The 14,417-nt window shown below is 66.6% G+C and carries 13 protein-coding genes; 4 read left to right on the forward strand and 9 right to left on the reverse strand.

Annotated elements, in window-relative coordinates:
- The gene (locus H6935_01045; protein ID MCP5276930.1) at nt 1–285 is read left to right on the forward strand and encodes a helix-turn-helix domain-containing protein; all 285 of its coding nucleotides are present in this window, start codon (nt 1–3) and stop codon (nt 283–285) included.
- Nucleotides 286–498: 213 nt separating this feature from the next.
- On the opposite strand, the gene H6935_01050 is transcribed toward H6935_01045, so the two are convergent.
- The 8 genes from H6935_01050 to H6935_01085 all read right to left on the reverse strand — a co-directional run bounded on the left by H6935_01050 (nt 499) and on the right by H6935_01085 (nt 10,578).
- The gene (locus H6935_01050; GenBank protein ID MCP5276931.1) at nt 499–1,941 is read right to left on the reverse strand and encodes a bifunctional 2-methylcitrate dehydratase/aconitate hydratase; all 1,443 of its coding nucleotides are present in this window, start codon (nt 1,939–1,941) and stop codon (nt 499–501) included.
- 165 nt (nt 1,942–2,106) lie between these two features.
- Nucleotides 2,107–3,258: a 2-methylcitrate synthase gene (gene prpC, locus H6935_01055; protein MCP5276932.1), complete on the reverse strand. Its 1,152-nt coding sequence runs from the start codon at nt 3,256–3,258 to the stop codon at nt 2,107–2,109.
- Nucleotides 3,259–3,390: 132 nt separating this feature from the next.
- The gene (gene prpB / locus H6935_01060; GenBank protein MCP5276933.1) at nt 3,391–4,272 is read right to left on the reverse strand and encodes a methylisocitrate lyase; all 882 of its coding nucleotides are present in this window, start codon (nt 4,270–4,272) and stop codon (nt 3,391–3,393) included.
- A gap of 16 nt (nt 4,273–4,288) precedes the next feature.
- The gene (locus tag H6935_01065; GenBank protein ID MCP5276934.1) at nt 4,289–5,284 is read right to left on the reverse strand and encodes a CoA ester lyase; all 996 of its coding nucleotides are present in this window, start codon (nt 5,282–5,284) and stop codon (nt 4,289–4,291) included.
- Nucleotides 5,285–5,459: 175 nt separating this feature from the next.
- Nucleotides 5,460–6,530, reverse strand: a complete 1,071-nt coding sequence (locus tag H6935_01070; GenBank protein MCP5276935.1) for a MaoC family dehydratase — start codon at nt 6,528–6,530, stop codon at nt 5,460–5,462.
- Nucleotides 6,527–7,411 (reverse strand): CoA ester lyase, encoded by an 885-nt coding sequence (locus H6935_01075; protein MCP5276936.1) that lies wholly within the window; start codon nt 7,409–7,411, stop codon nt 6,527–6,529. Before H6935_01075 ends, H6935_01070 begins: the two co-directional genes overlap by 4 nt.
- An 11-nt stretch (nt 7,412–7,422) precedes the next feature.
- Nucleotides 7,423–9,066 carry an acyl-CoA synthetase gene (locus tag H6935_01080; protein MCP5276937.1) on the reverse strand — a complete coding sequence of 548 codons (1,644 nt, stop codon included), beginning with the start codon at nt 9,064–9,066 and terminating at the stop codon, nt 7,423–7,425.
- A gap of 333 nt (nt 9,067–9,399) precedes the next feature.
- A complete protein-coding gene (locus tag H6935_01085; GenBank protein MCP5276938.1) occupies nt 9,400–10,578 on the reverse strand; it encodes an aldolase in 1,179 nt (392 codons plus the stop codon).
- A gap of 171 nt (nt 10,579–10,749) precedes the next feature.
- On the opposite strand from H6935_01085, the gene H6935_01090 reads away from it, so the two are divergent.
- Nucleotides 10,750–11,733 (forward strand): oxidoreductase, encoded by a 984-nt coding sequence (locus tag H6935_01090; GenBank protein ID MCP5276939.1) that lies wholly within the window; start codon nt 10,750–10,752, stop codon nt 11,731–11,733.
- A gap of 9 nt (nt 11,734–11,742) precedes the next feature.
- Here the strand turns inward: H6935_01090 and H6935_01095 are convergent, their stop codons facing one another.
- A complete protein-coding gene (locus H6935_01095; protein ID MCP5276940.1) occupies nt 11,743–13,161 on the reverse strand; it encodes a 3'-5' exoribonuclease in 1,419 nt (472 codons plus the stop codon).
- Nucleotides 13,162–13,347: 186 nt separating this feature from the next.
- Here H6935_01095 and H6935_01100 point away from each other — a divergent pair, with 186 nt between their 5' ends.
- The gene (locus tag H6935_01100) at nt 13,348–13,863 is read left to right on the forward strand and encodes a hypothetical protein (GenBank protein MCP5276941.1); all 516 of its coding nucleotides are present in this window, start codon (nt 13,348–13,350) and stop codon (nt 13,861–13,863) included.
- Nucleotides 13,864–14,042: 179 nt separating this feature from the next.
- Nucleotides 14,043–14,333 carry an HU family DNA-binding protein gene (locus tag H6935_01105; protein MCP5276942.1) on the forward strand — a complete coding sequence of 97 codons (291 nt, stop codon included), beginning with the start codon at nt 14,043–14,045 and terminating at the stop codon, nt 14,331–14,333.
- The last annotated feature ends 84 nt before the right edge of the window (nt 14,334–14,417 follow it).

A 14,417-nucleotide genomic window follows, 5' to 3' on the forward strand; every position in this document is an offset into this window, starting at 1 on the left:
ATGGGAAGCGCATTCGAGAGTATCAAGCAGGGTCTTACCGAGGCCGTGGAGCATGCCAAGGGCAAGAAGGTGGCGGCCCAGATTTATCAGCCGACCGCCGTGGATGTCGCCTCGCTGCGCAAGCGTCTTGACCTGACCCAGGAGCAATTCGCGGCGCGCTTCGGTTTCTCCGTGGCCACGCTTCGCCACTGGGAGCGCGGTGATCGCAACCCCCAAGGTCCGGCCCTGGTCCTGCTCAACCTCATCGACCGCGACCCGAAGGCCGTCATGCGCGCATTGGGGTGATCTCTCGACCCTGCTGGATCGAAGCCCAAGATCATCCAATCACCGTGGGGGTATTTATGGGGGTATTTTGATAGATCGGACTTGGTAAGAATGGGTAGAAATTGGATTTTTTCGAGGTATGCATGGACACGGGTTCGATTCCCGCCGGCCACTTGAAGCCCAACCGAAACCGGTTGGGCTTTTTTTGCCTGCTTGTCGCGTGAGGGCAGCGCCTCAGATCACAAACATATCCATGAACGCATTCACCGGCGTGGCCTCCAGCCGGGGCCGGTCCATGCACAGGTCCAGGATGGCGGCCTGTTGCTTGGCGGGGAAGCGGCGTGCCAGGTTTACCTTGTACTTTCTGACGAGCTCGGGGATGCCCTCGGCGCGGCGGCGGCGGTGGCCGATGGGGTATTCCACGGCGATCTGCTTCGTGGCCGTGCCGTCCTTGAAGAATACCTGGATGGCGTTGGCGATGGAGCGCTTCTCCGGATCGTGGTAGTCCAGGCTGTACTGCTTGTTCTCCACGCATTCCATCCTGTCCCGCAACTGGTCGATGCGGGGGTCGGCGGCGGCCGCGTCCTCGTAGTCAGCGGCGGTCAATGACCCCTTGATCAGGCCCACGGCGGCCATGTACTGGATGCAGTGGTCCCGGTCGGCGGGGTTATACAGGGGCCCCTTCTTGTCGATGATGCGGATGGCGGACTCGTGGGTGGTGATGACGATCCTGTCGATGTCATGCAGCCGATTCACCACATGGGGATGGAGCTGGAAGGCGCATTCCACGGCGGTCTGGGCGTGGAATTCGGCGGGGAAGCTGATCTTGAACAGGATGTGCTCCATGACGTAGCTGCCGTAGGGGCGCTGGAACCTGAATTCGTTCCCCTTGAAGCTCACGTCGTAGAAACCCCAGGTCTTGGCGGTGAGGGCGGAGGGGTAGCCCATCTCCCCCTTGTGGCACATGAGGGCCAGACGCACGGCGCGGCTGGTGGCGTCGCCGGCGGCCCAGGACTTGCGGGGGCCGGTGTTGGGGGTGTGGCGGTAGGTGCGCAGGCTCTGGCCGTCGATCCAGGCGTGGGACACGGCGTTGATCACCTCGTCCCGGGTGCAGCCCAGCATGTGGGCCACCACGGCGGCGGAGGCCACCTTCACGAGGATCACGTGGTCCAGGCCCACCCGGTTGAAGCTGTTCTCCAGGGCCAGCACGCCCTGGACCTCGTGGGCCTTGATCATGGCCGTGAGCACGTCCTTCATGGTGAGGGGCGCCTTGCCCTCGGCCACCCGGGTGCGGGACAACCAGTCGGCGGTGGCCAGGATGCCCCCCAGGTTGTCGGAAGGGTGTCCCCACTCGGCGGCCAGCCAGGTGTCGTTGAAGTCCAGCCAGCGCACCAGGGCGCCGATGTCGAAGGCGGCCTTCACCGGGTCCAGCTGGAACTGGGTGCCGAACACCTTGGCCCCGTTGGGCACCACGGTGCCGGGCACGATGGGGCCCAGCAGCTTGGTGCAGGCCGGGTAGGACAGGGCCTCCAGGCCGCAGCCGAGGGTGTCCATCAGGCAGTAGCGGGCCGTGTCGTAGGCTTCGTCGGAGTTGACGACGTAGTTGATGACGTAGTCGGCGATGTCCACCAATACCTGGTCTGGATCGGGGCGGACGTTGGAGATGTGGCTGCTCATGCGGACCTTTCAATGGCGATGATGGGTGTGGGTTTCTCCCCCCTTTGGCAAAGGGGGGCAGGGGGGATTTGAGTAGGGTCGGCCAGGGTCGCGCCCCTGGAATCCCCCTCGGTCCCCCTTTTCCAAAGGGGGAGGAAAAACGATGGGGCGACGACCATGGTGCCCTCAGCCCCGTGCCTCGATCGGCACGTAGGCCCGCTCTTCCGGTCCCACGTATTCCGCGTTGGGGCGGATGATCTTGTTGTCGATGCGCTGCTCGATGATGTGGGCGGCCCAGCCGGTGGTGCGGCTGATGACGAAGAGGGGGGTGAACATGGGGGTGGGCACGCCCATCATGTGGTAGCTGGAGGAGGAGTACCAGTCCAGGTTGGGGAACATCTTCTTCACTTCCCACATCACGGTCTCGATGCGCTCGGAGATGTTGAACAGGTTCATGTTGCCGCCCGCCTCGCACAGGCGTTTTGACACGGCCTTGATGGCCTCGTTGCGGGGGTCGCCGATGGTGTACACGGGGTGGCCGAAGCCGATGATGATCTCCTTGGCGGAGACCCTCCTGCGGATGTCCGCCTCGGCTTCGTCGGGTGTGGCATAGCGGCCGATGATCTCCATGGCCGCTTCGTTGGCGCCGCCGTGTTTGGGGCCCCGCAGGGCACCGATGGCGCCGGTGATGCAGGAATGGAAGTCCGAAAGGGTACCGGCGATGACCCGGGCGGCGAAGGTGGAGGCGTTGAATTCGTGCTCGGCATAGAGGATGAGGGACACGTCCAGGGCCCGGCGGGTCAGTTCGTCCGGCCGCTGGCCGTGCAGCAGGTGCAGGAAGTGGCCCGCCACGGTCTCGTCATCCGTCTCCACCTCGATGCGTTTGCCGCTCTGGCTGTAATGCCACCAGTACAGCAGCATGGAGCCGAAGCTGGCCACCAGCCGGTCGGCGATGTCCCGGGCGCCGCCCACGGGATGGCCTTCCTCTTCCGGCAACAGGGTGCCCAGCATGGAGCAGCCGGTGCGCATCACGTCCATGGGATGGGTGTGGGCGGGAATCTGCTCCAGCACCGTCTTCAGGGCGGGAGGCAGGCCCCGCAGCCCTTGCAGCTTGAGCTTGTAATCCTGCAGCTGCCCCTGGGTGGGCAACTCGCCGTGCACCAGCAGCCAGGCCACTTCCTCGAAGGTGGATTTGTCGGCCAGTTCCAGGATGTCGTAGCCCCGGTAATGCAGGTCGTTGCCGCTGTGTCCCACGGTGCAGACGGCGGTGGTGCCCGCCTGCACGCCGGACAGGGCCACGGATTTCTTCTTCGGCTTCTCGATGACGGTCTCGCTCATGGCAGTCTCCAGTTCATGCTGCTTGTCTTCCCCCTTTCGTAAAGGGGGATCGAGGGGGATTCCGGTGGCGCTGGCTACAGGAAGCGCCGTCAAATCCCCCCTGGCCCCCCTTTTTCAAAGGGGGGAAGGTCTTCACTTGTCTACGTCGAACAACTGGTCCAGCTTCTGCTCGTAGGCGTGGTAGCCCAGGTGCTCGTAAAGCTCCATGCGAGTCTGCATGGTATCCAGCACGTGCTGCTGGGTGCCGTCCCGGCGAATGGCTTCGTACACCTTGAGGGCCGCCTGGTTCATGGCCCGGAAGGCGGACAGGGGATAGAGCACCAGGCCCACGCCGGCGCCCCGCAGTTCATCCACGGTGTAAAGGGGCGTGGAGCCGAACTCGGTGATGTTGGCCAGCACCGGCACCTTTACCGCCTCGGCGAACTGCTTGTACATGGCCAGTTCGGTCATGGCCTCGGGGAAGATCATGTCCGCGCCGGCCTCCACGCAGGCCCGGGCCCGGTCCATGGCGGCGTTCAGGCCTTCCACCGCCAGGGCGTCGGTGCGGGCCATGATGACGAAGTCCGGGTCGGTGCGGGCATCCACCGCCGCCTTGACGCGGTCCACCATCTCGGCCTGGCTGACAATGGCCTTGCCCGGCCGGTGGCCGCAACGCTTGGCCAGCACCTGGTCCTCGATGTGCATGGCCCCGGCGCCGAACTTGATCATGGACTTCACCGTGCGGGCGATGTTGAAGGCGCCGCCGAAGCCCGTGTCCACGTCCACCAGCACGGGCAGGTCGGTGGCGTCGGTGATGCGGCGCACGTCGGTGAGCACGTCGTCCAGGGTGGAGATGCCCAGGTCCGGCAGGCCCAGGGAGCCGGCGGCCACGCCGCCGCCGGAGATGTACAGGGCCTTGTAACCCACGTTTTGCGCCAGCTTGGCGTGGTAGGCGTTGATGGCGCCCACCACCTGCAGGGGCTGTTCGGCGGCGACGGCGGCGCGGAAGCGGGCGCCGGCGGATGCAATGCTCATGGATGAGGTTCCTTGGTCAGTCCTGGAAAAAGGCCTGTTCGGCCTCTGGGGGCAACTTGATACCCGTCACATGGGCCTTCTGCAATACCTCCCAGTAATACCGGTAGGTGGCCCGGTCGTGCAATTCCCCGTCGTGCTGAATGGGGCCCCAGTCCGCCTTCTGGGCCGCCAGCAGGATGGCGCTGCCCGTGGCCACCTCGGAGTAGTCCGGCTTCATGGCGTCCACGATGGGCTGGATCTGGGTGGGGTAGATGCTCCACTGGCGCAGAAAGCCGAATTCCATGCGGGCCCGGCGGGCGTCGGCGTAGGCGGCGTAGGGGTTCTTCAAGTCCAGGGTGACGTTGTGGGCAGGCACCACGCCGTGGGCCAGGGCCGCGGCCACCACCTCGGCCTTGGCCCGGGCCAGCAGCTTGTGCTCGAACTGGCCGGGGCTGCGCATGGCACTGGCGGGGATGGCACCGTGGTGGCCGGAGACGAAGTCCATGAGGCCGAAGTCCAGCACCTGCATCCAGGGCAGGGCGGCGATGGCCTGGGCGTCCCGCAGGGCACCGTGGGTCTCGATTAGGGCGTGGATGGGAATCTCCCGGCCGATCTCATGCTTGGCGGCCACCCGCTGGATGTAGCCGATCATCTCCGCCACCTGGCCGGCGGCGGTGGACTTGGGGATGGTGATGTAGCGCAGCAGGGCGCCGGCGCCGCCCACCAGGATGTCCACGTCCTGGCGCCAGTGGGGGTGGGTATAGTCGTGGACGCGGGCGCCGGCCATGCGGTGCCTGTTGGCCTCGGCGTTGAGCACCCGCACGATCATCTCCGCGTGCTCCCGTTCCTTGCCCGCCGGGGCCCCGTCCTCGCAGTCGCAGGTGATGTCGAATACCGGACCCAGCTTGTCCTGGAGTTCCAGGGCCTTGAGGATCAGCTTCTCGCTGCCAGCGAAGTGCTCGCAGGCAGGAATGGCCGGGAAGGGCTTCTCACCGGCGAACAGGGCTGAGTTGGGATGTACGGCTTGGGTCATGGGCGCTCCTCGGCGTGCTTCATGGTCGGGCGGTGCGTATCAGTGCTGTTCCCCCCTTTGGCAAAGGGGGGCAGGGGGGATTCACGGCGCTTGCCCTGGGCGACGGCCGCTGGAATCCCCCTCAATCCCCCTTTAGGAAAGGGGGAGGCTAGTCCAGTGGGCGTGCTCATCGTGCTCATGCTGCACCCCGCCTCGGCATGAGCACGGTGTAGTCCAGGTCCAGTACCAAGTTGGGATGATATTTTCCGCCGGCTTCCTGGGGTTTGGCTTCCGCCAACTCGCCGGGGGGCAGGTTTTTCACCCCCACCAGCCGCAGGCGCAGGGCGCCCAGGTCGTCCCGGCCGAACAACTCCCACTTGTCCAGCACCTCGGACCAGGCATAGAGGGTGTCGCCGGCAAAGGTGGGGTTGCTGTGGACGCCGCCGTTGATGGCGGCGATGGTGAGGGCGTTCTCCAGGCCCTCGAAAGACAGGGCCCGGCAGACGGAAATGACGTGGCCGCCGTAGACCAGGCGCCGGCCGAAGGGGGTGTTGGCCATGAGAAAGCCGTCGAAATGCAGCCGGGCGCTGTTCTGGTAGAGGCGGGTGGCCAGGGTGTGGTCGCTCTCGTCCAGGGTCATGCCCGCCGGGTGGTCGATGCGCTCACCCACCGCGTAGTCCTCCCACAGCCAGGGGGCGCCGGTGAGTTCCGTCTCGTAGCCCCGGGCGTCCAGGCAGGCGGGAATGGTCAGGCGATGGGGCTCGACAATGGGGGGCGGTTCGGGCACCACGGCGGCAGGGGCCGGCCGGCTCGGGTCCGACTTGTGCACCATCACCCAGCGTACCCAGGTCAGCACTTCCTGCTCGTTCTGGTTCACGGCGGTGGAGCGCACCCAGACGATGCCGCTCCTGCCGTTGCTGTTTTCCCTGAGGCCGATGACCGTGGATTCCGCCTTCAGGGTGTCGCCCGCGTAAACCGGCGCCAGGAAGCGCACGTCGGCGTAGCCCAGGTTGGCCACGGCGTTGAGGGACACGTCCGCAACGGTCTTGCCGAAGGCCAGGTGGAAGGCCAGCAGATCGTCCAGGGGCCGGTCCGGGTAGCCCAGGGCATGGGCCACGGGCCGGGCGCTGGGCAGCACGTGGCGGGCCCCGGTGAGGGCGATGTACAGGGCCTGGTCGCCTTCGCCCACGGTGCGGGGCGTGCCGTGCACCAGGGTCTGGCCCAGGCTGAAGTCCTCGAAGAAGTTGCCCTTGCTTGCCTTGCTCATGGCTGTGCCCCTCCCCAGCACTGCTGGATCATGTCATGGATCAACAGGGTACGTTTGGCGGCCTCCACGTGCAGGTTCTCCACCACGCGGCCTTCCACCACCGCCACGCCCTTGCCGGCGGCGTTGGCCTCCGCCAGGGCAGTGATGATGCGGCGGGCCCGGTCCACGCTGTCGGGCCGGGGCGTGAAGGCGTCGTTGGCGTAAGCCACCTGGTCCGGGTGGATCAGGCTCTTGCCGTCGCAGCCCAGGTCCCGGGCCATGCGGCAGGCGTATTCGTAGGTCTCCATGTGCTTCAGGTCCAGGTGGATGCCGTCGATGAAGGCCAGGTCATGGGCCCGGGCCGCCAGCAGGCAGTGGGACAGGCTGTGCAGCATGGGCAGGCGCTCGGCGGTCACCCGGGCGTGGAGCTCGTTGGTCAGGTCCGAGGTCCCCATCACCAGGCAGGCGATGCGGGACGAGGCCCCGGCGATCTCCGCCGCCCGCAGCACGCCGAAGGGGGTCTCGATGAGCACCATGATGGGCAGGCGCTCGCCGCCGGCGGCGTCCAGGGCAGCCAGGGCGTCCAGCACGTCCTGGCGGCTTTCGATCTTGGGGAACAGCACGGCGTCGATGTCCGCCCGGGCCACGGCCGCCAGGTCGTCCCGGCCCCAGGGGGTGGCCAGGCCGTTGACCCTTACCACCCGTTCGCGGCAGCCGTAGTCGCCCTTGGCCAGGGCTTCCAGCAGGTTGGTCCGGGCCTCGGCCTTGCGCTCCGGCAGCACCGCATCCTCCAGGTCGAATATGACGCTGTCCACCTGCAGGCCCCGGGCCTTCTCCAGATAGCGGGGTGCCGAGGCGGGCACGTAGAGCATGGAACGGCGCGGACGGTAATGGGGACCCATGGGCGCCTCTCCTATTTGCTGGACCGGGCGGTGGCCAAGCCCGGCGCCAACTGCTTGCGGATGATCTTGCCGTTCTTGGTGTGGGGGAAGTCCTCCACCAGGTAGAGGACCTTGGGGGCCTTGTAGGCGGCCAGGTGCTGGCGGGCAAATTCCAGCAGGGCATCGGCATCCGTATCATCGCCCGGGTGCCGCACCACGTAGGCCACCACCAGCACCTTGTCCGGGCCGATCTCCTCCCCCGTGGCGGCGCAGTCCGCCACCGCCAGGTGGGTCTTCATCACCCGTTCGATCTCGTGGGGCGAGACCCGGTAGCCGAAGGAATTGATGATGTCGTCCTTGCGGCCCAGGAACCAGATATAGCCGTTGGTATCCAGGCGGGCGTAGTCACCCGTGAGGAACCAGCGCTCCCTGAACACCCTGCCCGTCTCCTCCGGCAGGTTCCAGTAGCGCATGAACAGGCCCGGATCATCGGCGGGAATGCAGATCATGCCTTCCTCGCCAGGAGGTACTTCGGCCAGGGTCTCCGGGTCCAGCAGCTTCACGCCGTGGCCCGGCTGGGGGAAGCCGGCGGAGCCGGGTCGGATGGGGCGGAACTTGTTCTCGGACAGGTAATAGGAGCATTCGGACATGCCCACGGCCTCGTAGATCTCCTGGCCGAAGCGTTCCTTCCACAGGGCCAGCATCTCGTCGGACAGGTGCTCGCCGGCACTCATGCAGTGCCGCAGCGTGGGCACGTCGGTGCTGGTGAAGGCGGTCTTCTGGATGATCTGGCGGTAGATGGTGGGCACGCCGATGAAGATGGTGGCGCTGTGCTTGGCGATGAGCCTGATCCAGCCCTCCGCGTCGTTCCTGCCCTCATGCACGATGACGGTCTTGCCGCGATACAAGGGGTCCATGAGGCCCGAGCCCAGCACGTAGGTCCAGTTGAACTTGCCGGAATGGACGATGCGGTCCTCCGCCGGTGCCCCTTCGGTGCCGAAGTCGAACCAGTAGCGCGCCGCCGGTTCACGCCCGACCATGGCCCGGTGGGCGTGGAGCACGCCCTTGGGATAGCCCGTGGTGCCCGAGGTGTAGACCAGGTAGGCGGGGTCGTGGGAGCGGGTGTTTTGCGGCGGTGCCCAGGTGTCGATGGCGGCCAGGGCGGCCTCCAGGCCCAGGGTCTTCAGGCCGTTGCCATTGCTCGCCGCCGGCACGCCATCGCTGGCCAGCAGGACGTAGCGCAGGTTCTCCAGGCCATGCAGCTTGTCCCGCAGGCCAGTCCACATGGCCTTGTCCGTCACCAGCACCGTGGCGCCGGAATCCCTGGCCAGGTAGAGCACCTCCTCGGCGGTGAGCAGGGTGGAAGTGGGCACGGCGATGGCGCCCCGCTTCATGGCCCCCAGGAAGGCGGTGGGATAGGCCAGGGAGTTGGGCAGGCGGATCAGCACCCGGTCTTCCTGCTTCACCCCCAGGTTGCGCAGCAACTGGGCAAAGCGGCTGGTGGCCTCGGCCAGTTCCCTGTAGGTGGCGACGGACGTGCCCCGGGCATCGTCCTCCACGATCATGGCGATGCGGTCTTCAGCCGGTGTGCCCAGGTGGGCGTCGGTGCAGGCCACGCCGATGTTGAAGTGCTCCGGCAGGTTCCAGGTCCAGGCGGGGAAGGGGGCGAAGGGCATGGTATGGGCCTCCAGGATGAATGGGGGTTCAGGCGCGTTCATGGCTGATGACCTTTCTTCCCCCTTTGGAAAAGGGGGAGTAAGGGGGATTTGAGGGCGGCTGAAGAGGCAGGGGCCGTAGAAATCCCCCCTGCCCCCCTTTACGAAAGGGGGGAAAGAAAACGGACGCCGGTACCGATGTGGTTTTGCGCTTAAATTGGTCGTACGGATTCATAGGATGACTCCGTACCGGCTGCGCCGGCCGCCCCCGCGTTGCGGGGCCGGGGCCAGTTTTAGCTCCGGCATAACGCCGCTCACGCGGCATTAGCCTGCACTGAAATTGGCCGTATGGATTCATAGGATGACTCCATACGGCCAATTTTCCCGAATGACCTGGGCAGGCAGCATGCCCAGCACCTTCAGGGCGAAGGCGGTGTCCTCCCCGGACAGGGCCCGCAGGGCGTGGGCCCGCAGCAGCACCTGGAGGGCCTTGCCGAACATGGGCGGGTCCAGCATCTCGCCCTCGAATTTGATGGCGCCCCCCAGCAGGGCGTCCGCTTCCACGGCAGCCTGGAGGATGCGGATGTTGCGGCTCACCTCGGTGGGGGAGGGGGTATAGGCCACCTTGCACAGGTGGATGTGGCTGGGGTGGATCACCTGCTTGCCGGTCATGCCCATGGCCGCCTCCTCGCAGGCGTGCTGGAACACCACCCGGGATTCCTCGTCGCCATGCAGGTCCAGCCAGCGCCGGATGTCGTGGGGCTCCAGGAAGTGCTCCGGCATGGCGGCCTCGCCGATGAGCACCTCCACGCCGCCGATGACGCCCTTGCCGGCGATGCGGGCCTCGAACAGGATCTGGTTCATGAAGAAGCGCAGTTCCTCGGTCCAGTGCTGGGGCGTGATGTGGATGCCCATGGCCTTGGAGAAGTCGTGGATGCCGAACACCACGTGCTTCACGGTGGGGTAGGCCATGATGTCCGGCGCCGCCTTCAGAGACTTGGGGTGCTCGATGATGGGCTGGATGGTGATGTGGCCGCTGTTCAGGCCCGCCAGGCTGGCGGACAGGTCCCGGATCTCGGCGGCGCCGTAGGCCTCGCCCGCCTTGGCCAGCATCACCACGTCGATGTGGTCGGCCAGGTCCCGCACCATCTTCATGTCCAGCTCGTACTCCTCGGTGCGGAAGGGGTTGATGCGCACCGCCACGGTCACGTCTTCCCGGCCCAGTTTGGGCAATTCCTGGCGGAGGAGGTCCCGGGACAGGGCCTTCTGGCGGCAGCCGTCCTCCAGGTCGAAGAGCAGGGTGTGGGCGTTGGTCTGGCGGGCGTGCTTCTGGAAGCGCTGGGCCGCCGACGCCAGGTCCTCGTAGACGCCCAGGGCCGGCGCGTATTTCACCGGCGGGTAATACAGCTGGATGCCGGGCCAGAAGTCTCCCAACACCTTTTGTGACGCGGCGCCGGAAAACCTTCCGGCGGAATGGAAGCCCTCATCGGCACGGTCATCCCGTGCCAGGGCGACACTGAGCCCTGTAGCCATCACGATCTCCATCCTCATGGCCGCCCGGCAATGCCTGTCGGCCCTTGTGTTGCAGTAGCCCGGAATGCCTGCAGTACACTGCAACCCGAACCCGCTATTTGTTGAGAAAGCTAGTTGGGTTTTTAGTATTGCGCCATTCAAATATTTCAAGGAATTGAATTGAAAAATTCAATACAAGCCCTGCAGGTGGCCACGGGCGACCAAGGTATCCATTGTTTAATCAAAGAGTTGCCCATGCCCCAGGCAGGTCCCGGCGAGGTGCTGATCCGGGCCCGCTGGTCCAGCATCAATTACAAGGACGCCCTGGCCGCCACCGGGGCCGGCAAGATCATGAAGACCCTGCCCCTCACCGGCGGCGTCGACGTGGCCGGCACCGTGGCCGCCAGCCAGGATGCTCGCTACAAGGAAGGCGATGCCGTGCTGGTCACCGGCTACGGCCTGGGGGTGGAGGTGGACGGCGGCTTTGCCGAGTACGTGAAGGTGTCGGCGGACTGGGTGGTGCCCCTGCCGGCGGGGCTGACGGATTTCCAGGCCATGGCCCTGGGCACGGCGGGCTTCACCGCCGGCCTGGCCATCCTGCGGATGGAGCAGAACGGCCTGATGCCGGGCCAGGGTCCGGTCATGGTCACCGGCGCCACCGGCGGCGTGGGCAGCCTGGCGGTGGACATGCTGGCGGGCCTGGGCCACCAGGTCACGGCCCTGTCCGGCAAGGCGGACCAGGCGGACTACCTGAAGGGCCTGGGGGCGGTAGAGGTCATGGACCGCCACAGCCTGGAGATGGGGGAACGGCCCCTGGAAAAGGCCCTGTGGGCCGGGGCCGTGGACAGCGTGGGGGGCAAGACCCTGGCATGGCTTACCCGCACCATGGCCTACCGGGGCGTCATCGCCTCCTGCGGCCTGGCGGGCGGTATCGAACTGAACACCACCGTCATGCCCTTCATCCTGCGGGGCGTGAGCCTGCTGGGCATCGACTCCGTGGCCTGCCCCATGGCCCAGCGCCTGGAAGTCTGGCGCCGCCTGGCCACCGACCTGAAGCCCCGCCACCTGGAAACCGGCATCGCCCGCACCGTGCCCCTGGTCCAACTACCCGGCGTGTTCCAGGGCTTCCTGGACGGCACCGTCACGGGGCGCACCGTGGTGGACCTGGGGAACTGACCGGGAGCGTTAGCGACCCAGCCGCCTGACTTCCACCTTGGCCTTGCCGCCGCCCTTGCCCAGCCAGGCCTTGATGAGCTTGTAGGTATCCATGTCGAAGCGGGCGTCAACGACGCCCGCCAGCAGATCGTGCACCTCGTCCTGGCTGCGGGCCGTGCCCAGGTAGCGCCAGCCGTCCACCAGGTGCATCTCCTCCACGTCCAGGAATTCGTCCCGCTCCACCAGGCCGATGGGGCCGTCATAGGGCCAGGCCTTGAGCTTCAGCCTGGCCAGGGCGGCCATCATGCGGGCGCTGTGCACGCCGATGGGCTCCTTGCCGGCGCAGGCGCCCCGGCACTTGTGCACCTGGAAGGCGAAGCAGGGCCGGCCCGGCTGGCTGGGCTTCTCCAGGCCCAGGACCACGGGGCAGAGCTCGTAGGCCTCGGCGATCTTGCGCAGGGCGCTGGTGGCCTGGCGGCGGCTGTTGAACAGGCCGTACAGCTCGGAACGGCCGAAGTTGGCGTCCCGGTCGCTCACCAGGCGGGGCCGGTAGTCGCCGGGGCCCTGTTCTTCCAGTTGCCAGGCGCACAGCTCGGCGGCCTGGCGCAAGCGCCGGTTGTGCAGGGGGCTGCCTTCCTTCACCAGGCGGGATTCCAGCAGCAGGGCGCCCAGTTCTCCCACGGTCTCCTTCCAGTCGATGCGCCGCACCTCCTGGGTCAGGCGCATGGCCTTGTTCTCCCGGGTGTCGGCGCTGAAGTGGGACAGGACCCGCTGGCGCAGGTTGATGCTCTTGCCCACGTAAAGCAGCACGTCGTTCTCGCCATGGAAGAGGTACACGCCGGGGGATTCGGGCAGGTCGTCCACCAGGGCAGGGTCCAGGTGGGGCGGCAGGGACGGCCGCTTCAGCTGAAGGCCGATGGCCTCCGCCAAGGCCATGTCGCCCCGTTCCTCCAGCGCCCGGCGCCAGAATTGCCAGATCAGATCCGCGTCCGCCAGGGCCCGGTGCCGGTCCCCCGTGACCAGGCCGTGGCGGGCGATGAGGCTGTCCAGGTTGTGGCGGTGGTGCTCCGGGAAGAGCTTGCGGGACAGGCGCACGGTGCACAGCACGTCGGCCCGGAAGCGGCGGCCCAGGCGCTGGAATTCGTTCTTGATGAAGCCGTAGTCGAAGCGGGCGTTGTGGGCGATGAACAGGCGGCCCTGGAGCCTCTGATCCAGTTCGTCCGCCACCTGGGCGAAGGTGGGGGCATCCGCCACCATCTCGTTGCTGATGCCTGTGAGTTGCTGGATGAAGGCGGGGATGGTCCGCTCCGGTTTCACCAGGGTGTTCCAGGTGGAGACCTTCTCGCCTTCCACCTCCACGATGCCGATCTCGGTGATGCGGTCGATGGTGGGATTCGCCCCGGTGGTTTCCAGGTCGATGAAGGCCAGGCGCTGGGGGATCGCGGTCATGCCGCGGGACGGGGAGGGTGGAGCGGGGAGGCGGGTTGCTGCATGATTACCATGATACCCCGCCGCCCCGGACTGACCCCGTGCCCGGACCCTGTAACAACCGGAAACACACGCTTACCGCCCCGCAACCCCTCTGGAACGACCCCTGCGTAATCTGGAATCGCAGTTCAACCAATGGAGTGAATCATGAAAGCCAGATACGCAGCGTCCAGTGTCCTTCTTGCCAGCCTCATCGCCCTGGGCAGTCCTGCCGCCAATGCCGGCGACGAACTTGCCGGCCTGCTTCTGGGTGCCGGTGCCGGCGCCCTCATCGGCCATGCCGTGAACGGCGGCGACGGCGCCGTGGTGGGCGGTTTCCTGGGCGCCATCGTGGGCGCCGCCGTAGCCGACGATGATGTCGACCACCGACGCGTGGTGGTTCGCCAGCCTCCTCCCCGTCCTGTCCATGTGGCCCCCGTGGTGGTGCATCAGCATCACCCCCGCCCGGTTTACGTGGCCCCCGTGGTGCGCTACCACGAGCCGCCCAGGGGATGGGTCGGCCATCCCGTCCGCTACGAGCTTCGCCGGGATTGGCGCCAAGACGGTCATTACGACCGTCGCGAAGGATGGGGTGGCCGGGATGACCGTGGTGATCATCGGGGTCGCGGCGACCGCAACGACCGCAACGACGACCGAGGCCCCGGCGACCGCAGCCGCTGGTAAGCACCACCCCATGGCCTGGCCCGATGCCCGGGTTGCCATACCCGCCAGGCCCTGTCTCCGGGCATGCATTGCAACCGCCCAGGTTTGTAACCCGGGCGGTTTGCATTGGAGGTATCGTTGAGCCGTTGCGACCGCAACCCCAAGCCGATGGCATGCCCCCATGCAAACCAGGAGAGCCCATGAACAAGTCCGAACTCATCACTCACATCGCCGGCAAGACCCATCTGCCCAAGGTCACCATCAGCACCGTGCTGGACGTGGCCATGGAGGCCATCATCAGTGGCCTTGAACAAGGGGATACCGTCCAGTTCCTGGGCTTCGGCACCTTCCGCGTCAGCGAGCGCAAGGCCCGTACCGGCCGCAACCCCCGGACCGGCAAGGAGATCAGGATCGCCGCCCGCAAGGTGGCCCGCTTCAAGCCCGGCGCCGCCCTGGCCAACGCCGTGAACAAGGGCGTGGCAAGGAAATAGGCGTATTGGCCTGCCCGGGGCCGTGGCCCTGGGGACAAGACGAAGTACACGGCAGGGCACGCCATCCGTCAGGGCCCCCGCATT

This window comes from Thiobacillus sp. (assembly GCA_024235835.1).
Taxonomy (GTDB): domain Bacteria; phylum Pseudomonadota; class Gammaproteobacteria; order Burkholderiales; family Thiobacillaceae; genus PFJX01.